Origin of the sequence: Trinickia mobilis, from assembly GCF_017315705.1 — a bacterium.
Classification (GTDB): Bacteria; Pseudomonadota; Gammaproteobacteria; order Burkholderiales; family Burkholderiaceae; genus Trinickia_A; species Trinickia_A mobilis.
In genome coordinates this window covers 243652-268698 of record NZ_JAFLRF010000004.1, presented here as the reverse complement: position 1 = coordinate 268698, position 25047 = coordinate 243652, and the positions used below count along the sequence as shown (strand labels likewise).

Genomic DNA, 25047 nt, shown 5'->3' with positions numbered 1-25047 from the left:
CAGGGGCAGCGTCAAGAGAAGCTAAAACTTCTTTCATTCATTTAGCCGCCGGCTGTTAGGCCGCGCTCCTCAGAATGCTGACTCAGGTATCGCGGCAAGCGGCGATACCGCAGATTCAAGCCCGCGCCGATTCATGAGCGCCTCTGAACGGAGCAGTCGCAGATGCTGAAAATCGTCCGGTTGGCTTTGACCCGGCCATACACGTTCATCGTGCTTGCGTTGCTGATCTTGCTGGCCGGTCCGCTCGCCGCGTTGCGCACGCCTACCGATATCTTTCCCGACATTCGCATACCGGTCATCAGCGTCGTCTGGAACTATGCCGGGCTTCAACCCGACGATATGGCCGGCCGTATCGTCACTTACTACGAGCGCACGCTTGGCACGACCGTCAATGACGTCGCGCATATCGAATCGCAGTCGTTCCGCGGCTACGGCATCGTGAAGATCTTCTTTCAACCGACGGTCGATATTCGCACCGCGACCGCGCAGGTGACGTCGGTCTCTCAGACCGTGCTCAAGCAAATGCCGCCCGGCACGACGCCGCCGCAGATCATCAACTACAACGCTTCGACGGTGCCGGTGCTGCAGCTCGCGCTGACCAGCGGCACACTCGACGAGCAAAAGCTCGCTGACTATGCGGTGAACTTCATCCGGCCGCAATTGCTGAGCGTGCCCGGCGTGGCGATTCCGACGCCCTATGGCGGCAAGACTCGCGAAGTGCAGATCGACCTCGATCCGCAGGCGCTGCAAGCGAAGAAGCTCTCCGCGCAGGACGTCGCTACTGCGCTTGCGCAGCAGAACCAGATCATCCCGGCCGGTACCGAAAAGATCGGCGAATTCGAATACAACATCAAGCTCAATAACAGTCCGCTGACGATCCAGGAATTGAACGACCTGCCGATCAAATCGGTGGATGGCACGACGATTTACATTCGCGACGTGGCGCACGTGCGCGACGGCTATCCGCCGCAAACCAATGTCGTGCGAGTGGACGGACACCGCGCGGTGCTGATGAGCATCATGAAGAACGGTTCGGCATCGACCCTCGACATCATCGCGGGCGTCAAGGCCAAGCTGCCTCACATCGAGGAGACGCTGCCGCCGGGGCTCAAGATCGTCACGATGGGCGACCAGTCGGTGTTCGTCAAAGGCGCGGTGAGCGGTGTGGCGCGCGAGGGGATCATCGCGGCGGCGCTGACGTCGCTGATGATTCTGCTGTTCCTCGGCAGTTGGCGTTCGACGCTGATCATCGCGTCTTCGATTCCGCTTGCGGTGCTCGCGGCAATTGCGGGGCTGTCCGCGATGGGGGAAACGCTCAACGTGATGACGCTCGGGGGCTTGGCGCTCGCAGTCGGCATTCTCGTCGACGATGCGACCGTGACGATCGAGAACATCAATTGGCACTTGGAGCAAGGCAAGGACGTGAAGCGCGCGATTCTCGACGGCGCCGCGCAGATCGTCACCCCGGCGTTCGTCTCGCTGCTGTGCATCTGCATCGTGTTCGTGCCGATGCTGCTGTTGAAGGGCATTGCACGCTTCCTCTTCGTGCCGATGGCCGAGGCGGTGATCTTCGCGATGATCGCGTCGTTCATTTTGTCGCGCGCGTTCGTGCCGATGATGGCGCAGTATTTGTTGCGTCCGCATGCATCCGCCGGCCGCGCATCCGGCGAACTCGCCGCGATCATGGCGCCGCACGGCGCGCATGGGCATGGGCACGGAGGACGTTCGATGCCGCGCTCGCGCAATCCGCTCGTGCGTTTCCAGCGTTCGTTCGAGCATCGCTTCGAGCGGTTGCGCGCGGTGTACCGCATCCTCCTCGGCCTGGCGCTGACGAATCGCAAGCGCTTTGTCGGCGGCTTCCTGCTGGTGGTTTGCTTGTCGTTCCTGCTCGCGCCGTGGCTCGGCAGAAACTTCTTTCCGAACATCGACTCCGGCGAAATCGCGCTGCACGTGCGCGCGCCGATCGGCATGCGGATCGAGGATACGGCCGCGATGTTCGATCACATCGAGACTTCAGTGCGCGAGACGATTCCCCCCGATCAGCTCGCGAGCATCATCGATAACATCGGCTTGCCCAACAGCGGCATCAACCTGACCTACAACAACAGCGGCACGACGGGCCCGCAAGACGGCGACATCCTGATCTCGCTGAAAGAAGATCACAGCCCGACCGCCCAATACGTCAAAACGCTGCGCGAAAAGCTGCCGCGCGAATTCCCGGGCACGACGTTCTCATTCCTGCCTGCCGACATCGTCAGCCAGATCCTGAACTTCGGCTCGCCGGCACCGGTCGACGTGCAGGTCGCGGGCCCGAATCAGGCCGCAAACCGCCGCTATGCGGCGGAGCTGCTGCGCCGCGTGCGGACGATTTCCGGCATCGCGGACCCGCGCATCCAGCAAGACGCGACCTATCCCGAGCTCACGATCCACGTCGACCGCTCGCGCGCGGATCAACTTGGCATTACGGAGCAGGACGTCACGAACTCGGTGGTGGCGAGCCTGTCGGGCACGAGCCAGGTTTCGCCGGCGTACTGGCTCAATCCGAATAACGGCGTGTCGTATCCGATCGTCGCGCAGACCCCGCAATACCGCATGACGTCGCTTTCGAGCCTGAACAACCTGCTCGTGACCGGCAAGAGCGGATCCGACCAGATCCTCGGCGGAATCGCGACGATTACGCGCGGCGTCGGCGATACCGTGGTCTCGCACTACAACATCGAACCGCTCTACGACATCTTCGCGACGACGCAAGGGCGAGACCTCGGCGCAGTGGCCGCGGATATCGATCACATCGTGCGCGCGACGGCGAAGGACGTGCCGAAAGGCTCGACCGTCACCGTGCGCGGCCAAGTGCAGACGATGAACAGCGCGTTCACCGGCTTGCTGCTGGGCCTCATGGGCGCGATTTTGCTGATCTATCTGCTGATCGTCGTGAACTTCCATTCGTGGAGCGACGCGTTCGTCATCGTGAGCGCGTTGCCCGCGGCGCTCGCGGGCATCGTGTGGATGCTGTTCACGACGCACACGCCGCTTTCGGTGCCCGCGCTGACGGGGGCCATCCTCTGCATGGGCGTGGCGACCGCGAACAGCATTCTGGTGGTGAGCTTTGCGCGTGAGCGCCTCGCGGCAACCGGCAACGCGCTCGTCGCCGCAATGGAAGCGGGCTTCACGCGTTTCCGCCCGGTGCTGATGACGGCGCTCGCGATGATCATCGGCATGGCGCCGATGGCGCTCGGCATGGGCGACGGCGGCGAGCAGAATGCGCCGCTCGGCCGCGCGGTGATCGGCGGCCTGATCTGCGCGACGTTCGCCACGCTGCTTTTCGTGCCCGTCGTATTCAGTCTCGTGCATCGGCGCGACACGGCCGTCGGCGAGCCGCCCACTTCCGAATCCGAAGAATCTGGAGCCCTCAATGTCAACTGAAATCGACCTCGTTGCGTCGCCGAAACGTCTTCGCCATCTAAGGCTCGCCGGCATCGTGGCGCTGCTGGCGGCGGCCGCCGTCGTGACCAACGGCATCGTCGGCCGCGTGCACGCCAAGCAGGAGATGACCACCTGGTCCGCCGAACAGGCGATCCCGTCCGTGACCACGTTCGTGCCGAGCCTGCAGGCGCCGACGCAGTCGCTCGTGCTGCCGGGCCATCTCGCCGCGTATGTGAACGCGCCGATCTATGCCCGCGTGTCCGGCTATCTGCACGCGTGGTATGCGGACATCGGCACGCGCGTGAAGGCGGGGCAGCTGCTCGGCGTGATCGATACCCCCGATCTCGACCAGCAATTGCAGCAGGCGAAGGCGGACCTCGCGAACTCGATCGCACAGGAGAAGCTCGCGCAGACGACGGCGACGCGCTGGACCAAGATGCTGCAGCAGGATTCGGTCTCGGAACAGGCGGCCGACGAGAAGACCAGCGATCTCGCCGCGAAAGAGGCGACGGTCGCGGCCAACCAGGCGAACGTGGGACGCCTCGAAGCGCTCGAATCGTTCAAGCGGATCACCGCGCCGTTCGACGGCATCGTGACGGCGCGCAAGACCGATGTCGGGCAGCTGATCGCCGCGGGCAGCGGCACGGGGCCGGAATTGTTCACGGTGTCCGACGCGCATCAGCTGCGCGTCTACGTGAGCGTGCCGCAGGACGAAGCGGCCGCGATCAAGCCGGGCATGACCGCTACGCTGACCGTGCCCGAGCGTCCGGGCATGAAGTTCGACGCCAAGCTCGTCGACACCGACGATTCGATTGCCGCGTCGTCGGGCACGCTGCTCGTGCAGCTGGAAGTCGATAACAGCGCCGGTCTGCTGATCCCAGGCGAGTACACCGAAGTCCATTTTTCGCTGCCGACGAACGCGCACTCGCTGTTGATTCCCGCGAGCGCGCTGATCTTCCGGCAACACGGCTTGCAGGTCGCCGTGGTCGGCAAGGACAACCGCGCGGTGCTGAAACCCGTGAGCGTTGCGACGGACCTCGGCACGCAGGTGGAAATCGCGTCGGGTCTCAACGCGGATGAACGCGTGATCGACAATCCTCCCGATTCGCTGGCCTCGGGCGACGAAGTGCGCCTGGTGTCGAACACGGCGTCGCCGGCAGCCGATGCCTCGCTCGCCGACCACCGCGAGGCGGAGCGGGCGCATGGTTAAACGCAGTCTTTGTATCGGGCTTGCCGTGGCGGCCCTGCTGAGCGGCTGCTCGCTGGCGCCGGTCTATCGGGTGCCGCCGACGGCGATGCCCACGGCGTTCAAGGAAAGCGGCAACTGGCAACTGGCGAAGCCCGCCGACCGCATTCCGCGCGACGCGTGGTGGAGCGTGTACCGCGACCCGATGCTCGATCAGCTCGAATCGCAGGTCGCCAAGGCAAACCCGACCGTCGCGGCAGCGGTGGCGCGTCACGACGAGGCAATGGACTATCTCGACGTGCAGCGCTCGGGCCTGTTCCCGACGATCGGCGCCGGCGCCCAGGTCCAGCGCGACCGCCAGTCGGACAACCGGCCGCTGCGCGGAGGCGGAGAGCCTGACGTGTACGACGCGGATACGCTCGACGTGAGCCTGAACTACGACGTCGACCTGTGGGGCAGGGTGCGCAACGAAGTGGCCGCGGGCAAGGCCGCCGCGCAGGCGAGCGCGGACGACCTGGCCTCGGTGCGGCTGAGCCTGCAGGCGAGCCTCGCGAATGCCTATTTCGACCTGCGAGGGCTCGATGAGCAGCAGCGGCTCCTTGCCGATACGATCAAGACTTACCAGCGCGCGCTCCAGTTGACCGAGAGCCGCCACGCGGGCGGCATCGCATCGGATCTCGACGTGTCGCGCGCGCAGACGCAGCTCGAATCGGCGCAAGCGCAAGCGGAGGACGTCAAGGCGCACCGCGCGCTTTACGAGCATGCGATTGCGACGCTGATCGGCGTGCCTGCCTCGAACTTCTCGCTGGCCCCCGATACGGCGGCCGCCTACCTGCCTTCGGTGCCGGCCGGCATCCCGGCGGCGCTGCTGCAGCGCCGCCCCGATATCGCGGCCGCCGAGCGGCGCGTGGCGCAGGCGAACGCGAAGATCGGCGTTGCCAAGGCCGCGTTCTTCCCCGATCTCTCACTGGGGCTCGACGGCGGCTACCAGAGCGACACGTTCTCGCCCTGGATCGCTGCGCCCAATGAAATCTGGTCGATCGGCCCGAATCTCGTGGCGACGCTCTTCGACGGCGGCCTCCGCGAGGCGCTCACGCAGCACGCGCGCGCCAAGCTCGCGGAGAACGGCGCGCAATACAAGGAAACGGTGCTGCAGGCGTTCCAGCAAGTCGAAGACAATCTTGCGCTCGAGCATCACTTGGGCGACGAAGCGGCGCGAGAAAGCGAAGCGCTTGAATCTGCACGGCGCACGCTGAAGCTTTCCATGTCGCGCTATCGCGACGGCGTGGTGAGCTACCTCGAAGTCGTGACTGCGCAAACGACGGAGCTTCAAACCGAGATCGTCGATCTCAATCTGAATACGCAACGGCTCGTGGCTTCGGTGGGCCTGATCGAGGCGCTCGGCGGCGGCTGGACGGCCGATGGGCGTCCCGCTGCCCAAAGCCTTCACCCCGCGTCTTCTGCATGACACTCATATTTCCGAGTTGCCCGCTTGAAACGCAGAATCTGAAAGACTAACTTTCACGTGGGCCTCCCGCTACCCGACTCTATATTTTCGCAGTCCGTTCTTTCGACGCCTCGTAAATAAAGCAAGGGTAGAACCACCATGAAGAAACAGGTTATCGCCACGGCGATTCTCAGCGCGCTCGCCGGGGTTGCACACGCGGACGACGGCAACAGCGTCACGCTTTACGGCATTCTCGACGTTGCAGTCGGCACCGTCGAGCACAACCCGAACGGCAGCCCCACGTTCGCCCCAACCGTCAATCCGGTGAACAAGGTTTCGACCGCTTTCAACCATTCCGTGACCGGCATGTTCAACGGCGGCATTTCGGATTCGCGTTGGGGCATCAAGGGCACGGAAGATCTCGGCGGCGGACTGCACGCGTTCTTCGATTTGGAGTCGGGCATCAACGTGCCGTCGGGCGACCTCAACAACGCAGCCGCTTCGATCGCGGGTTCGAAGAACACCACGGGGGCGGCTTCCGCTCTCGACGGCCAGCTGTTCAATCGCGGCGCTTACGTCGGCTTGAGGCACGACGTCTACGGATCGGTGGAATTAGGCCGCACGCCGACAATCGGTCTCGATACGATCAGCAACTATGACCCGGTGTTTGCCGCGCAGCTCTTCTCGCCGCTCGGCTTCTCGGGTTCGTATTCGGCGGGCGGCATCACCGAAGGGTCGCGCACGGATAACAACATCAAGTACCAGAACCATATCGGCGACTTCAACGTCGGGCTGTCGTACAGCTTCGGCGGCGTCGCGGGCAACTTCGGCGAAGGCTCGACTTGGGGCGCGAACATCGGCTATGAAGCCCATCAGTTCGGCATTCAGGCGGTCTATTACTCGGCGCGCGACGCCGTTCACTCGGGCGCGCTCACCGGCGTGAACCCGGTGGGCAGCACGCTGATCGGCCAGAACGTCGGCGCGCTGACGGTCGCGAACGATAACGATGTGCTCGTCGCCGCGAAATATTCGTTCGGCGCGTTGACGGTGAAGGGCGGCTACGAACACTATGAGCTCAAGCCGCCGACCGACCCCGCCGCGGCCAACGCGGCCTACGACTACTACGGCTATTCGGGCACGCTGTCGAATACGGTCTACACGACGAAGTCGAACGTGTACTTCTTCGGCGGCGACTACGAGTTCACCCCGGAATTCGACGTGGCTGCGGGCTTTTACGACACGCAGACGGTGCAAACCACCGGCGTGGCGGGCGGCAATCAGCTTCAGTACTCGATCCTCGCCGATTACCACTTGAGCCGCCGTACGGACGTGTATGCAGGCTACATGTTCTCGAAGTACAACGGCGCCGCCTTCATTGGCGACGAGCCGACCAACTACATCGCCGCGGCGGGTATTCGCACGTTGTTCTAAGCAAGCGGAAAACGCCTCAAGCACCGCTTAAGCGGTGCTTGAGGCGCGTGAGTGGAAACGAGGGCGGCGCTAATGCGCCGCTTTTTTTTGCACGCACATCTCAAGACGAAGGTGTGGGATTCGTTGTTGCGCCGCGTTGAAAGACTGAATTTCAGGCAAATTTCGCCGCCCCGAAAAGTGGCTTCTTAGACTCACACCGCAATCGCATTCCGTAGGTCAGTCAAACTTCACTAAGGTGATTTACTCATGAAAATGAAATGGAAGGTTTGGATTCCTGCGCTGCTGGTTTGCAGCGGTGCACACGCACAAAGCAGCGTCACGCTGTACGGCTTGATCGATGAAGGCCTGAACTTCACGAACAATGCGGGCCACGGCCAAAACTATCAGCTCAAGAGCGGCGACACGGCGGGCAGCCGTTTCGGCCTCAAGGGCTCGGAAGATTTGGGCGGCGGCCTCAAGGCGATTTTCCAGTTGGAAAGCGGCTATAACGCGAGCAACGGCGAGCAGGGGCAGGGCCAGCGCATGTTCGGCCGTCAGGCGTTCGTCGGCTTGGCGTCGGATCAGTACGGCACGATCACGCTCGGCCGCCAATACGATCCGACGATCGACCTGTTCAGCGACCTGACCGCGGCAGGCAATTGGGCGGGCGATGTCGGTGCCACCCCGTTCGACAATGACAACTCCGACTGGGATTTCCGCGTCAACAACTCGGTCAAGTACGTTTCGCCGACGATTGCCGGCTTCACGGGCGAAGCGATGTACGGCTTCAGCAACACGGCGGGCGGCTTTGCGGACAACCGCGTGATCAGCGCGGCCGGCCAGTACCAGATGGGCGGCCTGACGGCGGCGGTCGCTTACATGAAGATCGACAACCCGGGTCTCGGTTCGTCGGGCGCGGTGACGAACGACAGTGTCTTCGCCGCCTCGTCGCAGCAGAACATCGATGCGGCCGTCGCGTACAAGTTCAGCAAGGCGATGATCGCGTTCGACTACTCGCACACGAGTATCGACGATCCGACCAGCAACGCGTATCTGAGCGGCTCGATCTTGCCCGCCAACGGCGGCGCGTGGTCGAACTGGAAGTTCGACAACTTCCAATTGAACGGCCAGTACTATTTCACGCCGGCCTTCTGGCTCGGCGCATCGTACACGTACACGATGGGCAAGCTCGATTCGACCGCCGGCAACTACAGCCCGAAGTGGCACACCGTTGCGCTGATGCTCGACTATGACCTGAGCCATCGCACCTCGGTGTACGTGCAGGGTGCGTATCAGCATGTCCAAAGCGCGAACACGGGCACGCAGTTCGACGATGCGCAGGTCCTCGCAAGCTCGGGTCCGTCGTCGACGAGCAACCAGATGGTGTATCGCATCGCGATGATGCATCGCTTCTGATTTTTGCTGCGTAGTTTGCCGCCCCGCATTGGGTTGTTGGCTGCCCAATGCGGGGCGATGCCGTTTTGGCGAACCGGCACCGGCGAGCCAGCGCGCAGGATTCGCGCGATCGTCGTCGAGCGTCGCCTGCACTTCGCCGACGCTCATCTTCGCGAGCTTTTGCGACCAGAACGCGTCGAAATGCGGGAACCGTCCACGTCGCCGCTAAAGCGCTAAAAAAATCCGCTTCAGTGACCTGTACTGCCGCATCCGCTATCTTGACCGCGTGGGCGTCGTCGTGCGAAAAGGAAAGCGGCGCGTTTGAAGCTGTTCCAAAGTGTCGCCCAGCGCGCCACGGGCGAACAGCGCCACGGGCGGCGTCAGCTTGTTGCAACTTGTCGTTCTTGAATCAACTTGCTTTTTTCAGGAGAAATCGTCATGAAAGCAAAGTGGGCACTCGTTTTTGTCGCAGCGTCGGTATTTAGCGCGGTTTGCGAGTCGGCAAGCGCACAGGTAGCGGGCGCGCAGACCATCGGCGTCTCGGTCGAGCAGTCGCAGTTGATCGTCGAGGGGTGGAGCGTCAAGAAGAGCCTGCTCGGCAAAAGCATCTTCAACGACAGCGGCGAGAAGGTCGGCGTGCTGCACGACATCATCGTCGCGCCGGATAACGCCGTTTCGTTCGCGATCGTGGCGGCGCACCAGTTTCTCGGTGTGTCCCAGCACGACGTAGCAATCCCAATGTCGCAACTCGACGTTGTGGACGGGAAGCTCGTGTGGGCCGGCGCCACGCGCGATGCAGTCAAGTCGATTCCGGCCTTTCAGTATGCGAAGGTCAAGGAGGTTCCGGTTGCACGCAAGGAGTATGGCCGCCATTGACCACAGCGCCACCGGCTTGCTCAGCAGGCCGGTGGACGCAACGGTTGCACCTGCCTATCCGGAAACGCCGAGCCGCCCTTGGCCGTTTCGCAACCACAGGTATCCCGATGACACTCGCCTTGTACGACACGTGGACGCGCTCAGTGCGCCCCTTCGAACCGATCCGGCCGGGCCACGCGGGCTTGTATTGCTGCGGCCCGACCGTGTACGACTACGCCCACATCGGCAACCTGCGCACCTACGTATTCGAAGACGTGCTGCGGCGCGTGCTGGCGGAGAACGGCTACGAAGTGCGGCATGTCGTGAACATCACCGACGTCGGCCACCTCGTTTCCGATGCCGATGACGGCGAAGACAAGATGGAAAAAGGCAGCCGCCGCACGGGCGAGACGGCGTGGGCGATCGCCGAGCGCTACACGGCCGCGTTCATGGACGACTGGCGCGCATTGAACCTGCTCGAACCGGCGATCTGGTGCCGCGCAACCGGCCATCTCGCCGAGCAGATCGACTTCATCGCCGCGATCGAGCGAAACGGCTACACCTACCGCACTGCGGACGGCCTCTATTTCGACACCAGCAAGCAGGACGACTACGGCTATCTGGCGCGCCTCGACCCTGCCGGCTTGCAAGGCGGCATGCGTGTGGCGATGGGCGAAAAGCGCCACGCCACCGACTTCGCGCTATGGAAATTCAGCCCGCCCGATGCGAAGCGCCAGATGGAATGGGAGAGCCCCTGGGGCCGCGGCTTTCCCGGCTGGCACATCGAATGCTCCGCGATGTCGGCGAAGTACCTGAGCCCGTGGTTCGATATCCATTGCGGGGGCGAGGATCACATCCCGGTGCACCACAGCAACGAGATTGCGCAGACGCAGGCGTGCCACGGCACGCGTCTCGCGAACTTCTGGATGCACGGCCGGTTCCTGACGAGCGCCGACGACGCGAAGATGTCCAAGTCGGCGGGCGATTTCCTGCGCATGCAGACGTTGACCGAACGCGGCGTCGATCCGCTTGCGTATCGCTATCTGTGCCTGACGGCGCACTATCGAAGCGAGCTGCGCTTTACGTTCGATGCGCTCGACGCCGCGCAGGCCGCGCTCGTCCGCTTGCGCAACGCCTATTCGAACTGGCCCGAAGGCGGCGTGGCCGACGAGGGATTTGTCGCGCGCTTTCGCGCCGAGATCGACGAGGACCTCAACATGCCGCGTGCGCTGGCCGTGCTGTGGGAATTGGTGAGAAGCGATTTGCCGCCCGCCGTGCGGCGGGCGACGGTCGATCGGTTGGACGTCGTGCTCGGCTTGCGGCTCGCCGATTGGAAGGCGGCAGACGAAGCCGTTCCGTCCGATGTCGCCGCGTTGCTCGCGCAACGGGAAGCGGCGCGCGCCGCGAAGAACTGGGCGCTTGCCGACCAGTTGCGCGACAGGTTGAAGCAATTGGGCTGGCGAGTCGAAGACAGTGCGAACGGCCAGCGCGCGACGCGTCGATGATCGCCGCTGCCGCTTCAGTCGGCTTCGACAGCATCGGCATGTGGCTTGCCTCCACCTTTTTCGCCAAGCCAGGACAGAACCGCGCTTACTTACGCTGCGCGACGAGCACTTCGAACGTGCCGGGAATGACCGTCGGACGCGGATGCGGATTCTGCGCAGTCGCCGCTTCAGCAGGACCGAACTTTGACGACACCAGATACACGCGGTGCCTCTGCGGATCGAGCGCCATCGTCTTCGCACCTTCCAGCGTCTGCACGTTTTGCACGACGCTGTAGTGGTCCGCGTCGTCTTCGTGAATCACCGTCAGGGTGCCATTCGCCCCATTCGAACTGAACGCAAGCTTCAACGCAGGATCGAACGCGGCAGCGTCCGGATGGCCGCCAATCGGCAAGTCGGCAACCGCATGACCGGAAGTCGCATCGACCACCATCATGTGCTGGTTCGCGCAAACGGTGAACAGACGATTGTTCTTCGCATCGATGGCGAGCCCGCTCGGCGCCTCACAAGGTGCGACCGGCCAATGCGCCAGCGCGGCGGCAGACGCTGCGCCGATCTCCACGATCTCGTTCTTGTCTTCCACATTGACGAAGACGTGTCCGTGATTGTCGGCAGCGAGAGACTCCGGTTTGCCACCCACCGGCGTGGTCGAAACCACCTTGCGCGTCGCGACGTCGATTGCGCTCACGCTCTTGTCGTGTCCGTTGCTCACATATACACGCTGCAGTGCGGGCACATACAGGATGCCGTCCGGATCGCGACCCGCAGCTTTGATCGTGTCGATCACCTTCAGCGTGTCGAGATCGAAGACGGTAATCGTGTTCGCGCGGCCATTGGTCGCGAAACCGAGCTTGCGGTCCTGCACGAACGCAAAGCCGTGCACGCCGTCGGTGTTTTCAATTTCGCCGATCAGCTTGCCGGTATGCGTATCGATCACCTGGACATGGTTGTCGCGGCTGACGAACAGGTGGTGGCGCACCGGCTCGTAAGCCACATAATCCCAGCGCTCGGCTCCGGCGAGCGCGTACCGCTCGGCTACTTCGAACTGTGCGCCGGCCTTGGCAGTGGCCGCATGCGCGCCGCCACACAGCAGTGCGGACACGAGACCGCCGGCGATCAGCGTTTGCAGAATGTTGCTTCGTTTCACGTTGAATTGGCTCCGGTTAATTCTATTAATTTGCTTCTCGGATTCATGAAATACCCGCGGCGATGCTCGACGCTTCTTGCGCCGGATCAGCGCGGCCAAAGAGTCGTCAGTCGTGGTCGTCGAGATTGAACGTGACCCATAACTGCTCCGACAGCGTCTTGCCCACGAAGGCCGGCTCGGGCTTCGGATAGGCCGCGTCACGCACCGCCGCCAGCGCGGCTCGATCCAGCAGTCCAATGCCGCTTGACACGACAACGCTCACATCCGACACCACGCCGTCGCGATACTGAAACGCGACGCGTGTGCGGCCGGCCATACCGGCCATGCGCGCGGACTCCGGGTAATGCAGCGCTGCCTGAATTGCCGCGCGCAATGCGCTCTCGAAACTCGGCGACGCCGACGTAGCAGCCGGAGCAGGCGCCGGTGCCGGCGGGGGACGCGGCGCGGGCGCCGCCTCGGTCGGCGCGGCCGAAGGCATCATCGGAGCGGGCGTTGGAGCCGGCTGCGGCGGCGCAACCGCTGGCTTCGGCGGCGGCATATGTGTCACGACGTGATGCACCGGCACGACCGGCCGCACCGGAGGCGGCGTCTGGGGCTTCGGCGGCGTTTGCACAACCGCTTTTGGCGCGGGAGGCGTTGGCGGCGCAGGAGGCGCAGCAAGCGTCAGCATGGTCGGCGGTGGTTCGACCGGGGCCGGAGCCTTGTGCGTCAGGAGCACGAACGCGCCGCCGAGCAACAGCACCTCGGCGACTAGCGCGATCGCCGCGGCGGGATACAGACGGGTGCGTTCTTGCGGCATGCCGGAGACGGGTACAGTCGCCATATCAGTTCGCCACGGGTTGCGCGGCCAGCGCGATTTGCGTCACGCCTGCCGCCCGGCACGCATCCATTACGGCGACGAGCTTCTGAATCTGTGCTTCCTTCGAGCCGGTAATCGTCACCGCCGTATGTGCCGCGTCCGCGCGCGCCGCGAGCATCGCGGTCAATTGCGTCGTGCTCAGCATTTGACCGTCGACGGACAAACTGCCGTCGGCGAAAAGCGCGACCGTCACCTTCGGCGGCGGCAAGGATTGCGTGGTGGCGCTCGAAGGCAATTGCGTGCGCAGACCGGCATTCGGGATCATGTGCAGGGTGATCATGACGAAGAACACCAGCAGAAAGAACATGATGTCAATCATCGGGATGATCTCGATGCGAGCCTTGCGCGCTTCGAAGTACTTCATCGTCACACTCCCTGCGACGCGAGCTTGCCGACTACCGCGCGCGGCGCTTCGCGCACCGCCTTCGAGGCTTCCTGCGACGTAGACGTCAGGCGGTTGACGAGCGCCGCCTTCATGGTCTCGAGCTGGTGCAAAACGGCGCGCACCCGATTGTGCAGGCCGTTGAAAAACACCAGCCCGATCATCGCCACGAACAAGCCCGATGCGGTCGCGACCAGCGCTTCGGCGACGCCGCCCGTGACCTGGGTCGGCGCATTGCCCGGATTCGAGAGGACCTGAAACGCGTTGAACATGCCGACGATCGTGCCGAACAGGCCGAGCAACGGCGCCAGCGTGACGATCGTATCGAGCACCCACAGCAGGCGGTCGATGCGCGGCGCTTCGCGCATGATCGCTTCGTCGAGGCACGCGCCGAGTTCTTCGCGCGACGCCTGCCCGCCAAGGCTCGCGGCCGTCGTCATCAGTCTGCCGGTGGGCAAGTTGTCGAATTGCTCAGCGCAGGATGCGAGCGTGGCCGCATTCAGCGGGTTGAGGTGGTCGAGCTGTTCGAGTGCGGCGCGGCCACTGCCTGCTACGCGGTGCAGATACCAGAAGCGCTCGATGATGATCGTCAAGGCGACGAACAGCATCGCGGCGATGACGTAGAGTACGCCGCCCGAATCGTTGGCTAGGTCGGTGAGGTGGGCAAAGTTCATGGATATACGTTTCCTGGTGAAGATCAGAAGTCCATCTGCATCGTGCCGATGAACGCGCGGCCTGGGACTGTGTAGTAGAGCGGCGTGCCGTCAGCTACGGTTTGGCCGGCGAGCCAATTGATGCTTGTCCGATTGAAGAGGTTGTCGATCTGGAAGCCAAGCCGTACATCGCGGAACCACGGCGAGGGGCTCTTGAATGTGTATCCCGTTGCGAGGTTTGTCACGGCATAGCCGCCGATCGGGATCTGGTTGCCCGTGAGGCCGTACTGCCGGCCGATGAACTTTGTGATTAGCGAGCCGGTCAACGGTCCGTGTTCATAGATCAGACCGAGCGCGGCCGTGTCGCGCGGCGCGTTCGGCATCCAGTCGTTGGTGCCCTTCTGCTTGGCCGAGTTGATCGTGAAGTTGCCGTACAGGCTGAAGCCGAGCCCCGCGTAGTACGTCCCTTCCGTCTCGACGCCCTTGTAGATCGCCCCACCGGCGTTCTGGAAGAATGTGACGCCGCCGATCGTCTGGCTCGTGACCGCGTTCTTGAAGTCGATGTAGTACAGATCGACGGAGGCCGTCAAGCGATCGGTCTTATAGGTGGTGCCGATCTGGTAATTGTCTGTCTGCTCCGGCGAGGGTTGGCCGGAGATAGCCGGATTGTTAACGTAGAGGGCGTTCAGATTGGGCGCGAGCAAGCCCTGCGCATACTGAGCGTAGGCACTCCAGCTTGGATTGATCTGCTCATGGATCTGGAGCGAAGGCAGCACCTTGCTCCAAGTATGGCTGAAGTCTACGGGCGTGCCCGAGCCCTGGTTCATGTCCGAGTACAGATGACGCGTGAACGAAACGTATTTCGCGCCGGGCGTGATCGTGAGACCGTACGGCAACTTCAGCGCGTATTGCAAATACGGCTGCCACGAGAGGAAGTTGTCGTTCATGGAGAAGTTCGGCGACACGAACGCGAAGTTAAGGGTGTCGTCGACGTTGAAGTTGTTGCGGAAGTTCGTCTGGTACGTGAGCCAGGTTCCAAGCTCAAGCGTACCCGGGCCAAGATCCCTTTGCGCGCGCAGCACGTCGCCCCACGCGCGGTAGTTGTTGTTCATCTCCTGGCCAGGTACGTTGTTCGCGCCGTAGATCGTGCCGTTCGGCGTTTCGCCGTTCGGATCCATACCGTTGAAGCCGTTATGGTAGTACCCGTACGTGTAGAGCTTGTTGTCGATCGCCCACTGCGCGACCTTTGTCTGGAGACCGATGTACTCGAAGTCCGTATTGATCAGGTCGAAGTTGTAACCCGAGAACGCCTGGCTCATCGGGTCGCTGGAGAGGCCGTAGTTGGGGCCCAATTGCGCGATCTGGGCCGCGGTCGTGCCGTACGATACGTCCTGATGGATCTTGGTGTAGGTGGCGAACAGCGTGAGCAGCGTATTGTCGCCAAGCGGCTTCTTGAGCTTGAAGTAGACGTTCTGACGACGCTGGGCCGCACCGGTCAGATAACCGTCGCTGCTGCTTTGCGTGTAGCCGAACATCGCGCGCGCGTCGCCGAGCTGCTGTATGTCGCCCGTGTTGAACTCGGCGCCGGCGAGCCAAGTGTTATAGCTGCCATACGAGCCGATCAGCGAGGCCGACGGGGTCATCGTCGGGTCCTTCGACTCCATGCCGAGCGTGCCGCCGAACGTGGCGAAGCCAATTTGCGACGCGTCGCCGGGCCCGCGATCGACGTTGATGCTGTTGAGGAATTGCGACGTGAAGAACGATGTCGAGTGGTGCGTGAAGTCGTTCGTGTCGCCGAAGGGAATGCCGTCGAAAGTCACATTGTACTGGCCGTCCTGGAAGCCGCGAATGGTGACACCCGCCGACTCCATCAAGCCGGGTCCGTTCGGATTGACGCTCTGAACACTCGGTGCGATCTGGGCGATGTCGCTGTAGTTCGCGGTCGGCGCGGTGCTGTTTTCGATGTAGCGGCGGCCGATCGTCGACTGCGGCTCAGTCGCCGTGAGCGAGCCTTGCGAAGGCGCTTGAGCCGGTGCGGTTTCTATTTTCTTGCTTGCAGCCGCGCTGTTAGCCGACGATGAAGCAGCCGTGCTTTGCACCGTGCCCAGGTCACCCGAGGTCTGGGCCCCGATGGTTTGAGCGTAAGAAACCTGTGTTCCGGCGGCGCAGAGTGTGGCGAGAACGAACTGCGTAAGCGGTTTTTTACGAAGCTTTGAACGTACCAGTTGCATGGTGCATGCATCCTTGTTTTGGAATGTGGCCGTGAGGCGTTGAGTCAGACAAGGCGCGATATTAGAGACGGTGCGTTAATACCCAGTGATGGCTAACTTACGAAGTTAAGGTTCTTATTACGGATCCCAAACAAGTTGCGGGAAGCACACTACAGGTCCCGCGCGAGCTTAGATTTGTAAGTTTGCGGACACCGCTCATTCATCGGTTCAAGCTAGGATCGTCACCTTCAGCCGCGCTTGATGCGTAGCTGCAATCCGCTAGCCTGACGCGCATTGCGTGCGCCATGTCCGGGCTTCGCTGCAACCCATCCTCTTTTCGCGGGCACCATGAAACGTCTTTCTTCTTTGTCGCTGGTTGTTTCTTTATTGATTGCAGCAGGCACAACGGGCGCGGCAATCCAGCCTGTGCAGGCGCAAACCGCCACGTATTTCGACGCGCACCAGGTCGACCTGAGCAAGCTTCTTGCACCTCCGCCCGCAGCGGAGTCCGCGCGTGGACAGGCGGATATGGCGACTGTTTTAGAAGTGCAGCGAACCCGCACGCCGGAACAAGTCGAGCGCGCGAGAGCCGATGTTAAAAAATCGGTGTTCCGTTTTGCAGATGTGTTCGGCCCCGCGTTCAACGAAGCCAATCTGCCGAAGACGACGGCGCTCTTTGACGCCGCGAACCATGACGCGTCGATGATCGCGAAGAGCGGCAAGGACTTTTTCTCGCGTGCACGGCCTTATATTGCAAACAGCGATGTGCATCCGTCGGTGCCGCTCAATCCGAAGGACGGTTACGATTCGTATCCGAGCGGCCACGCGACCTTTGGCTATATGACCGCGATCTTGCTCGCGCAGATGGTGCCGGAAAAACGTGATGCGATCTTCGCACGCGGCCGCGAATACGGCGAGAACCGGGTTGTGGATGGCGTTCACTATCCGAGCGATGTGGAAGCCGGCCGGGTCGACGGCACACTGGTCGCGGAGGCGCTGATGGCCAATCCCCAGTTTCAGAAGGCCTTTGCCGAGGCGAAAGCCGAAGTGCGCGCAGCCTTGGCGCTCAATTAAGACGACGTGAGCGAACGGGTCGTGCCAGCCTGTCACGAAGCGGCAACATTCACATGTCACGCTGCGCGCCCGGACGGAGTACGTCACAACGTGTAGCGCAATGCGCGGCGAATTGGGAAAAGCTTCAGGGCTCAACCCCGTGCCGCATGGATCAAATGGGAAAAAGTCCTTTTGGAAAGTGAATCGCCGCCCGCCTGGCCGAAGGCCCGCAAACCGCGCGTGCTGGTTGTTGAAGACGATGATCACGCGCGTCTCGAAGTCACCGCAGCGTTCGAAGACTACGGCTTCGCAGTAGAGGGTGTCGCAAGTGGACACACCGGCCTGCTGCGCGCGCTGGATGGCGATTTCGACGCGGTCGTACTGGATCGCATGCTGCCGGACGTCGACGGCCTGTCGATCCTGTCTACGTTGCGCAACGTCGGCAAGCAAACGCCGGTGCTGATCCTGAGCGCGCTGTCGGCCGTCGATGAGCGCGTGCGAGGCTTGCGCGCAGGCGGCGACGATTATCTGACCAAGCCATTCGACAGCCTGGAACTGACCGCACGTCTTAACGCATTGCTGCGGCGCCGTTCGGCGCCGAAAGAGCCGTCGGCGATGAGCGTCGGCGATCTCGTCCTCGATATGGGTACGCACGTTGTCAAACGCGCGGGCGAGGTGATCGATCTGAAACCGCGTGAGTATCAATTGCTCGAATACATGATGCGTCATGCCGGGCAACCGGTCACGCGCGCGATGCTGTTCGAATCCGTGTGGAATTACCATTTCAACGCGCAAACCAACGTGATCGACATGCATATCGGCCAATTACGCCGCAAGATCAGCCTGAACGGCCGGCTTTCGGTGTTGATCCACACGGTGCGCAATGTCGGTTACATCCTCCATGCCGGCGAATAAGCGCCGGCCCCGCGTGCACATCAGCAGCGTTGCGTGGCTGCTGGCGGTGTTTATCAGCTCGGCGATCGTGCTTTTCGCGATGCTGTACTGGGTGACGCACAGTTATTTAATGCACGAGGTCGATGAGCGTTTGCTCGGAGAAGTCGCCGAGTTTCATTCGGTTGGACGTGCCGAGGCAATTGCTGACATCACGGCGTTGAGCGAGCGCGATGTGGCGAGCAGCAGACCGTACGGCGTGTTCGATGCGGACGGCATGTGGCTCGCAGGCAATATCCCCGTGCTGCCTGACGCCCGCGACGGCAAGCCGTTCGACTACGATCAGACGATACGTGACGGCAATCGCATTAAAGACGCGCATTATCGCGGCATCATCGTGCCGACGCGCGGCGGTCTGCGCATTGTCGTGGGCCACTCGATTGACGAAACACGCAGCTTCGATCGCACGCTCGTGAACATGCTCTGCGTCGGCCTGACGCTGACGATCGTTCTTGCAGTGGGGTGCGGCGCGGCGCTCAACGTGATGTCGAACCGCCGTATCAGAGCGATCAGCCTGACCGGGCGCGAGATCATGGCGGGGCAGCTGAGCCACCGCTTGCCGACGCGCGGCACGCATCACGACCTGGATCGCCTGGCCGGAATCGTCAATACGATGCTCGACGAAATCGAGCGGCTCGTTGCCGAGGTACGCGGCGTGTGCGCGGGCATCGCACATGACTTGCGTACGCCGATGACGCATCTGCGTGCGGGCCTCGAACGCGCGCGGCGCCGCTCTGAGACCGTGACCGACTATGAAGACGCCGTCGACGCCGCCATCCTGCAATCGGACGTCGTGCTGAATCGCTTTACGGCGCTGCTCCGAATTGCGGAAATCGAAGCCGACGGCAGGCGCGCGAGCTTTGGCGATGTGTCGCTGGACACGGTCTTGCGTGATGTCGTCGAGTTGTACGAGCCGGTGGCGGACAATCGTGGCTTGTCGATCTTCGTGCGTGCGCCGGAATCCGTGAAAGTGCACGGCGACGTCGACCTGCTGTTCGGCGCGATTGAAAACCTGCTCGATAACGCGCTCAAATTCACGCCCAGCGGGGGCATGATTACGCTCGAAGCGGGCATCAATGCAGGACAACCGGTCTTGCACGTTGCAGACTCGGGCCCCGGCATCGAAGTCGGCGAGCGCGAAGCCGTGCTGCGTCCGTTCTATCGCGGCCCGAGTCAGCGTGCGCGTGCAACCGCCGGGCATGGCCTCGGCTTGAGTCTCGTCGCGGCTATTGCGCGCGTCCATGACGCGGACGTGGAAATTCACGACAACCAGCCCGGTTGCAAAATGGTGCTGCGTTTCAGGGGGTGTTTGCTCGCGCGGTGATCCGTCCGCGCTTGCCTTGTCGATTGGAAGCATGGGCCGGCCAATCCAGACCGATCGCATCAGGGTCATACGATTCTCTTGGCTTTGGAACGCCGAGCGCAAACCCGGTCAAGCCGATTGCGGCATCCGCGCCTAGCCCGCGTTACCGCGACTCCTGCGTGCTCTGCACGATATGGAGCTCGCGGGTGCGGATCGGCCACGAGCACTGTGCGTCGGCGAGCGTCTTGCGGACCTTGCGCGCGAGATTCCAGCGCATGTCCCAGAAGGTGTCGATGCTCGACCAGACGCGAATGTTGAGGACGGCCGTGCTGTCGTCGAAGCGGAGCACCATGACTTGCGGCGCGGGATCCTTCAACGCGGCGGGCTCGCTCTCGGCGAGCCCGCGCAATGCTTCGAGCGCGCGATTGACGTCGTCGCGCACCGACACTTCCACTTCGAGATCGAGCCGGCGAGTGGGGTTGCGCGTGTAGTTGCGGATCGAATTGCTCCACAGCGCGCTGTTCGGCACGTATTCGCAGATGCCGTCGGGTTTCGTGAGGCGTGTCGTGAACAGGCTGATCTCCTCGACGGTGCCGGCCACCGTTGCCCCGCCTCCGTCGATGTAGTCGCCGACCTTGAACGGACGCAGGAGCAGCAGCATGATGCCGGCCGCGATGTTCTGCATCGTGCCTTGCAGCGCAAGACCGATTGCCAGGCCGGCCGCGCCGAGCACCGCGACGATGCTGGCGGTCTGGATGCCGAGCTGCGAGAGCGCGCCGACGATCGCGACGATGCGGATGCTCCAGACGCTGGCGTCGCAGACGATCGGGCGCAGCGTCGTGTCCACGCGCGCTTGATTGGCCAGCACGCGATTGAGCCAACGGCCGACGCGCGTCGATATCCACCAGCCGATGCAGAGCACCAGTACCGCGGTGCAGGCATTGATCGAGAACGTCGAGAGCGCGTTCCACAGGAAGGTCCAGCGGTCCGGATGAAGGTGAGCGAGAAGGTCTTGCACGATATCGCCTCCTGGTGAGGTCCGCAGACGGCAAGTCACTGCGGAGTTCAAGTAAGCCGGGGATTCTAATCGATCTCTGCGGCGGGCCGCCCGCCAGGAACCAAGCGGCTACGGGAAGGCCCCGTTTGTGCATACGCATGGCGGGATTGGAGAAAACCCGCATTCTATGAAAATATATTTTTCTAATAAAATTTTTGTGTAAATATACTTTCATTACCGATTGAAAGTTTTCCGTCCCCACTTCAGCCAACGCTCCTGTTGAACCGCATGGCCCGTCACGCTTCCACGCAGCCGCCGCCCGTCGAACAGACGATTTCCGCGCGCATTTCCGCTGCGATGCCGAACCTCACGCCGATTCACCGGCGCATGGGCGAGTACGTGCAGGCCAACCTGTTTCGCGCGGCGACGATGCGCATCGACGAACTGGCGAACGCCATCGGCGCATCGGTCGCGAGCGCCAATCGCTTTGCGCGCGCGCTCGGTTTCGATGGCTACCCGGCGTTTCGCGAAGCGCTCGTGCGCGGCTTCGAAGCCACGCTCGCGCCGGTCGAGCGCCTGCGCAGCGCGCAGGAATCGCCTGCGGGCGGCGGCGAATTGCTCGGCGCGTCGCTCGATCAAGCCATCGCCAATCTGCGCGCCACGAAAAGCACGATCGATGCGGCGAGCGCCGAGGCCGCCGTCGAAGCGATCCTCGCCGCGCGCCGCGTGTTCGTGCTCGGCTACGGCTCGAGCGCCTTCCTCGCCGGGCTGATGGAGCACGGCCTCGCGCCTTATCACGAGAACGTCGAATCGCTTGCGTTGATCGGCGGCCCCACGCACGCGGCGCGGCGCCTCTTCAACGCGAATGCCGGCGATCTCGTCATCGCCATCGCGTTTCCGCGCTATGTCGACGATACGATCGCGCTCGCTTCGCGCGCCGCGGGGCTCGGCGCGCGCGTGCTCGCGCTGACCGACAGCGTCGATTCGCCGCTCGCGCAGTTCGCGCACCTTGCGCTATACGTTCGGGCCGAGCGGCGCCTCGCGGCGAATTGCGATGCGTCGGTGCTCGCCGTGATCGAGGCGCTCTGCGATGCGGTCGCGCACCGCAAGACGCGCTCCGTCAAGGCCGCGGCCGAGATGACCGAATTCGTGCTGCCGTGGCTCACGAAGCCGCGCGCGGCGTCCGAACCGGCTGTGGCCGGCATGCCGCAGAAATCCCGTCTTTCCAAAGGTTCGAAAAAACCATGACTCGCACCGCCGTTCTCGCCATCCATGGAGGCGCAGGCACGATCCTGCGCGCCGCGATGGATCCAGCCGCCGAACAGTCGTATCACGCGGCGCTCAACGATGTGCTCGCCGCCGGCCAGCGTGTGCTCGCCGATGGCGGCAGCGCGCTCGATGCAGTGAGCGTCGCCGTGCGCCTGCTCGAAGACTGTCCGCTCTTCAACGCCGGGCACGGAGCGGTCTTCACGTCCGACGGCACGCATGAACTCGACGCTTCGATCATGGACGGCCGCACGCTCGAAGCGGGCGCCGTGTGCGGCTTGAAGCGCGTGAAGAATCCGGTCCTGGCCGCGCGTCGCGTGATGGAGCAGAGCGAGCACTTGATGTTCGCGGGCGCCGGCGCCGAAGCGTTTGCCGAGAAGCAAGGGCTCGAAATGGCCGACCCGTCGTATTTCCATACCGACGCGCGCTATCGGCAATGGCAAATGGCGCGCGAAGCCGGGAAGGCGCTGCTCGATCACGATGCCGCCACGCTCGCGGCGCGCGCCGATGCAGAAGGCATCCCGCACGAACCCATCGATCCGAACCGCAAGTTCGGCACTGTCGGCGCGGTCGCGCTCGATCTGCACGGCCACCTCGCCGCCGCGACGTCGACGGGCGGCATCACGAACAAAGAGCCTGGCCGCGTCGGCGATACGCCGCTGATCGGCGCGGGCTGCTACGCGAACGACGCGACTTGCGCCGTCTCGACCACGGGCAGCGGCGAGATGTTCATGCGGATGGTCGCCGCGTACGACGTGGCCGCGCAGATGGAATATCGCGGTATCTCGCTCGAGGCCGCTGCCGCCGACGTCGTGATGAACAAACTGCCGCGCATCGACGGACGCGGCGGCCTCATCGCCGTCGACAAGCACGGCAACGTCGCGCTGCCGTTCAATACCGAAGGGATGTACCGCGGCTTCGCGCGCGTGGGCGAGGCGCCCGTGACCGCGATCTATCGATGAGCGCGGCTCGCGAGCACAACAGGCACTAAACCCAAGCGCCAAACGACCAGGACGAGGAATCGATCGTGTTGACTTCATCGAATGCGGCGGGGCCGCTTGCCGGGCTGTTGCCTCAGTTGCTGACCGAGCCGCGCGTGATCGCTGTGGACGGCCTGTCGGTCGCGTTCAGGCGCGATTCGCGCACGTTCGAGGCGGTGCGCCATCTGTCGTTCTCGGTCGATCGCGGCGAGACGCTCGCGATCGTCGGCGAATCGGGTTCGGGCAAGTCCGTGACGTCGCTTGCGCTGATGCGGCTCATCGAGAACGGCGGCGGCCGGCTCACGAGCGGCCGCATCGCGTTCAAGCGCCGCAACGGCCGCGTGCTCGATCTCGCGCAGGCGTCGAACGCGACGATGCGCTCGATTCGCGGCGCGGACATCGCGATGATCTTCCAGGAGCCGATGACGTCGCTGAACCCGGTGTTCACGGTCGGCGATCAGATCGCCGAGGCGATCGCGCTGCATCAGCGCAAGAGCCGTTCGGAAGCGCGCGCCGAAGCGCTGCGTCTCCTCGATCTCGTGCGCATTCCGCAGTCGCGGCGCGTGTTCGCGCGCTATCCGCATCAACTGTCGGGCGGGATGCGGCAGCGCGTGATGATTGCGATGGCGCTTTCGTGCAGGCCGGCGCTCCTGATTGCCGACGAGCCGACCACCGCGCTCGACGTGACGATCCAGGCGCAGATCCTGCAATTGATCCGCGGCTTGCAGGACGAGATGAACATGGGCGTGATCTTCATCACGCACGATATGGGCGTAGTGGCGGAAGTCGCCGATCGCGTGCTCGTGATGTATCGCGGCGAGAAGGTCGAAGAAGGGCGTTCGGACCGGATTTTTGCGGCGCCGTCGCATGCTTATACGAAGGCGCTGCTCGCCGCGGTGCCGCGTTTGGGCTCGATGCAGGGCACGGAGCGGCCCGCGAAGTTTCCGATTTTACAGGTGGAGACGGAGGCGGCTGCGGACGCCGCGGCCAATGCCGTTGCGCGCGCAACGGTCGCGAAGGCCGCAAAGTACGATGCAGCGCCCGCTCCCGTGTCCGATGCCCAGCAACCGGAAGTGCACGAAAGCACCCCGCCGATCCTGCGCGTGCGCGACCTCGTCACGCGCTTCCCCGTAAAAAGCGGTCTGTTCGGACGCGTGTCGCAGAACGTGCACGCGGTCGAGCGGGTGAGTTTCGATCTGCGTCCCGGCGAGACCCTTGCGCTCGTCGGCGAATCGGGCTGCGGCAAATCGACGACCGGGCGCTCGCTCTTGAGGCTCGTGGAAAGCCAGAGCGGCACGATCGAGTTCGACGGCCGCGATATCAGCGCTTTGACGGGCGCGGACTTGCAAGCGTTGCGCCGCCATATCCAGTTCATTTTCCAAGACCCGTTCGCATCGCTCAATCCGCGCCTCACGGCAGGCTTTTCGATCATGGAGCCGCTGCTCGTGCACGGCGTCGCGCGCGGAGAAGAGGCGCAAGCGCGCGTCGCGTGGCTGCTCGAGAAAGTCGGCCTGCCTGCCGACGCCGCGCGCCGCTATCCGCACGAGTTCTCGGGCGGCCAGCGCCAGCGCATCGCGATCGCGCGTGCGCTCGCGCTGAATCCGAAGGTCGTGATCGCCGACGAATCGGTGTCCGCGCTCGACGTTTCGGTGCAGGCGCAGATCGTCAACCTGATGCTCGATCTGCAGCGCGAGCTGGGCGTCGCCTATCTGTTCATCTCGCACGACATGGCGGTCGTGGAGCGCGTGAGCCATCGCGTGGCGGTGATGTATCTCGGCCAGATCGTCGAGATCGGCCCGCGCCGCGCGGTATTCGAAACGCCGCGCCATCCGTACACGAAGAAGCTGATGAGCGCGGTGCCGGTCGCGGACCCGGCGCGCCGGCATGCGAAGCGGATGCTCGCCGCCGATGAAATCCCGAATCCGATTCGCGCGCTCGGCGACGAGCCGGCCGTCGCGCCGCTCGTCGCGGTCGGGCCGGATCACTACGTCGCCGAGCACCGGATCGGCGGCGCGTACTAAGAACCGA

19 protein-coding genes are annotated in these 25047 nt (G+C 63.4%); 13 read left to right on the top strand and 6 right to left on the bottom strand.

Annotation, left to right across the window (positions count from 1 at the left end; translation table 11 throughout):
- Window positions 1–162: 162 nt before the first annotated feature.
- The 7 genes from J3489_RS07950 (at window position 163) to cysS (ending at window position 11221) form a co-directional block, all read left to right on the top strand.
- Entirely contained in the window at window positions 163–3423 is a 3261-nt protein-coding gene (locus tag J3489_RS07950) for an efflux RND transporter permease subunit (protein ID WP_206997155.1), read from the top strand.
- Window positions 3413–4633, top strand: coding sequence for an efflux RND transporter periplasmic adaptor subunit (locus tag J3489_RS07945; protein ID WP_206997154.1), 1221 nt, complete (start codon window positions 3413–3415; stop codon window positions 4631–4633). The genes J3489_RS07950 and J3489_RS07945 overlap by 11 nt, the downstream gene beginning before the upstream one ends.
- Entirely contained in the window at window positions 4626–6077 is a 1452-nt protein-coding gene (locus J3489_RS07940; RefSeq protein ID WP_206997153.1) for an efflux transporter outer membrane subunit, read from the top strand. The genes J3489_RS07945 and J3489_RS07940 overlap by 8 nt, the downstream gene beginning before the upstream one ends.
- 138 nt (window positions 6078–6215) lie before the next feature.
- On the top strand, window positions 6216–7487 hold the full coding sequence (locus tag J3489_RS07935; protein WP_206997152.1) for a porin: 1272 nt from the start codon (window positions 6216–6218) through the stop codon (window positions 7485–7487).
- A gap of 246 nt (window positions 7488–7733) precedes the next feature.
- The gene (locus J3489_RS07930; RefSeq protein ID WP_206997151.1) at window positions 7734–8882 is read left to right on the top strand and encodes a porin; all 1149 of its coding nucleotides are present in this window, start codon (window positions 7734–7736) and stop codon (window positions 8880–8882) included.
- Between the two features lie 417 nt (window positions 8883–9299).
- Complete coding sequence (locus tag J3489_RS07925; RefSeq protein ID WP_206997150.1) at window positions 9300–9737, top strand: PRC-barrel domain-containing protein; 438 nt, start codon at window positions 9300–9302, stop codon at window positions 9735–9737.
- Between the two features lie 107 nt (window positions 9738–9844).
- Window positions 9845–11221, top strand: a complete 1377-nt coding sequence (gene cysS / locus J3489_RS07920; RefSeq protein WP_206997149.1) for a cysteine--tRNA ligase — start codon at window positions 9845–9847, stop codon at window positions 11219–11221.
- A gap of 85 nt (window positions 11222–11306) precedes the next feature.
- Here the strand turns inward: cysS and J3489_RS07915 are convergent, their stop codons facing one another.
- The 5 genes from J3489_RS07915 to J3489_RS07895 form a co-directional block, all read right to left on the bottom strand.
- Entirely contained in the window at window positions 11307–12365 is a 1059-nt protein-coding gene (locus J3489_RS07915; RefSeq protein ID WP_206997148.1) for a YncE family protein, read from the bottom strand.
- A 106-nt stretch (window positions 12366–12471) separates the two neighbouring features.
- Window positions 12472–13188 carry a TonB family protein gene (locus tag J3489_RS38465; RefSeq protein WP_206997147.1) on the bottom strand — a complete coding sequence of 239 codons (717 nt, stop codon included), beginning with the start codon at window positions 13186–13188 and terminating at the stop codon, window positions 12472–12474.
- 1 nt (window position 13189) lies between these two features.
- The gene (locus J3489_RS07905) at window positions 13190–13588 is read right to left on the bottom strand and encodes an ExbD/TolR family protein (RefSeq protein WP_206997146.1); all 399 of its coding nucleotides are present in this window, start codon (window positions 13586–13588) and stop codon (window positions 13190–13192) included.
- 2 nt (window positions 13589–13590) lie between these two features.
- On the bottom strand, window positions 13591–14280 hold the full coding sequence (locus tag J3489_RS07900; RefSeq protein ID WP_206997145.1) for a MotA/TolQ/ExbB proton channel family protein: 690 nt from the start codon (window positions 14278–14280) through the stop codon (window positions 13591–13593).
- Window positions 14281–14303: 23 nt separating this feature from the next.
- Window positions 14304–16490, bottom strand: coding sequence for a TonB-dependent receptor (locus J3489_RS07895; protein WP_206997144.1), 2187 nt, complete (start codon window positions 16488–16490; stop codon window positions 14304–14306).
- A 327-nt stretch (window positions 16491–16817) separates the two neighbouring features.
- On the opposite strand from J3489_RS07895, the gene J3489_RS07890 reads away from it, so the two are divergent.
- The 3 genes from J3489_RS07890 to J3489_RS07880 all read left to right on the top strand — a co-directional run bounded on the left by J3489_RS07890 (window position 16818) and on the right by J3489_RS07880 (window position 19797).
- Window positions 16818–17543: an acid phosphatase gene (locus J3489_RS07890; protein ID WP_206997143.1), complete on the top strand. Its 726-nt coding sequence runs from the start codon at window positions 16818–16820 to the stop codon at window positions 17541–17543.
- A 171-nt stretch (window positions 17544–17714) separates the two neighbouring features.
- The gene (locus tag J3489_RS07885) at window positions 17715–18437 is read left to right on the top strand and encodes a response regulator transcription factor (protein WP_206997142.1); all 723 of its coding nucleotides are present in this window, start codon (window positions 17715–17717) and stop codon (window positions 18435–18437) included.
- On the top strand, window positions 18424–19797 hold the full coding sequence (locus J3489_RS07880) for a sensor histidine kinase (protein ID WP_206997141.1): 1374 nt from the start codon (window positions 18424–18426) through the stop codon (window positions 19795–19797). The genes J3489_RS07885 and J3489_RS07880 overlap by 14 nt, the downstream gene beginning before the upstream one ends.
- A gap of 142 nt (window positions 19798–19939) precedes the next feature.
- Here J3489_RS07880 and J3489_RS07875 read toward each other — a convergent pair whose 3' ends face one another.
- Window positions 19940–20794, bottom strand: coding sequence for a mechanosensitive ion channel family protein (locus tag J3489_RS07875; RefSeq protein WP_206997140.1), 855 nt, complete (start codon window positions 20792–20794; stop codon window positions 19940–19942).
- 267 nt (window positions 20795–21061) lie between these two features.
- Here J3489_RS07875 and J3489_RS07870 point away from each other — a divergent pair, with 267 nt between their 5' ends.
- The 3 genes from J3489_RS07870 (at window position 21062) to J3489_RS07860 (ending at window position 25040) form a co-directional block, all read left to right on the top strand.
- On the top strand, window positions 21062–22021 hold the full coding sequence (locus tag J3489_RS07870; protein WP_206997139.1) for a MurR/RpiR family transcriptional regulator: 960 nt from the start codon (window positions 21062–21064) through the stop codon (window positions 22019–22021).
- The gene (locus J3489_RS07865; RefSeq protein WP_206997138.1) at window positions 22018–23001 is read left to right on the top strand and encodes an isoaspartyl peptidase/L-asparaginase family protein; all 984 of its coding nucleotides are present in this window, start codon (window positions 22018–22020) and stop codon (window positions 22999–23001) included. The genes J3489_RS07870 and J3489_RS07865 overlap by 4 nt, the downstream gene beginning before the upstream one ends.
- A 68-nt stretch (window positions 23002–23069) precedes the next feature.
- A complete protein-coding gene (locus J3489_RS07860; RefSeq protein WP_374193440.1) occupies window positions 23070–25040 on the top strand; it encodes a dipeptide ABC transporter ATP-binding protein in 1971 nt (656 codons plus the stop codon).
- Window positions 25041–25047: the final 7 nt, after the last annotated feature.

Excerpts from the sequence above, each read along its gene's own strand:
- J3489_RS07950 (WP_206997155.1), top strand. The coding sequence starts at position 163 with ATGCTGAAAATCGTCCGGTTGGCTTTGACCCGGCCATACACGTTCATC.
- J3489_RS07945 (WP_206997154.1), top strand. The coding sequence starts at position 3,413 with ATGTCAACTGAAATCGACCTCGTTGCGTCGCCGAAACGTCTTCGCCAT.
- J3489_RS07940 (WP_206997153.1), top strand. The coding sequence starts at position 4,626 with ATGGTTAAACGCAGTCTTTGTATCGGGCTTGCCGTGGCGGCCCTGCTG.
- J3489_RS07935 (WP_206997152.1), top strand. The coding sequence starts at position 6,216 with ATGAAGAAACAGGTTATCGCCACGGCGATTCTCAGCGCGCTCGCCGGG.
- J3489_RS07930 (WP_206997151.1), top strand. The coding sequence starts at position 7,734 with ATGAAAATGAAATGGAAGGTTTGGATTCCTGCGCTGCTGGTTTGCAGC.
- J3489_RS07925 (WP_206997150.1), top strand. The coding sequence starts at position 9,300 with ATGAAAGCAAAGTGGGCACTCGTTTTTGTCGCAGCGTCGGTATTTAGC.
- cysS (WP_206997149.1), top strand. The coding sequence starts at position 9,845 with ATGACACTCGCCTTGTACGACACGTGGACGCGCTCAGTGCGCCCCTTC.
- J3489_RS38465 (WP_206997147.1), bottom strand. The coding sequence starts at position 13,188 with ATGGCGACTGTACCCGTCTCCGGCATGCCGCAAGAACGCACCCGTCTG.
- J3489_RS07905 (WP_206997146.1), bottom strand. The coding sequence starts at position 13,588 with ATGAAGTACTTCGAAGCGCGCAAGGCTCGCATCGAGATCATCCCGATG.
- J3489_RS07900 (WP_206997145.1), bottom strand. The coding sequence starts at position 14,280 with ATGAACTTTGCCCACCTCACCGACCTAGCCAACGATTCGGGCGGCGTA.
- J3489_RS07895 (WP_206997144.1), bottom strand. The coding sequence starts at position 16,490 with ATGCAACTGGTACGTTCAAAGCTTCGTAAAAAACCGCTTACGCAGTTC.
- J3489_RS07890 (WP_206997143.1), top strand. The coding sequence starts at position 16,818 with ATGAAACGTCTTTCTTCTTTGTCGCTGGTTGTTTCTTTATTGATTGCA.
- J3489_RS07880 (WP_206997141.1), top strand. The coding sequence starts at position 18,424 with ATGCCGGCGAATAAGCGCCGGCCCCGCGTGCACATCAGCAGCGTTGCG.
- J3489_RS07870 (WP_206997139.1), top strand. The coding sequence starts at position 21,062 with ATGGCCCGTCACGCTTCCACGCAGCCGCCGCCCGTCGAACAGACGATT.
- J3489_RS07865 (WP_206997138.1), top strand. The coding sequence starts at position 22,018 with ATGACTCGCACCGCCGTTCTCGCCATCCATGGAGGCGCAGGCACGATC.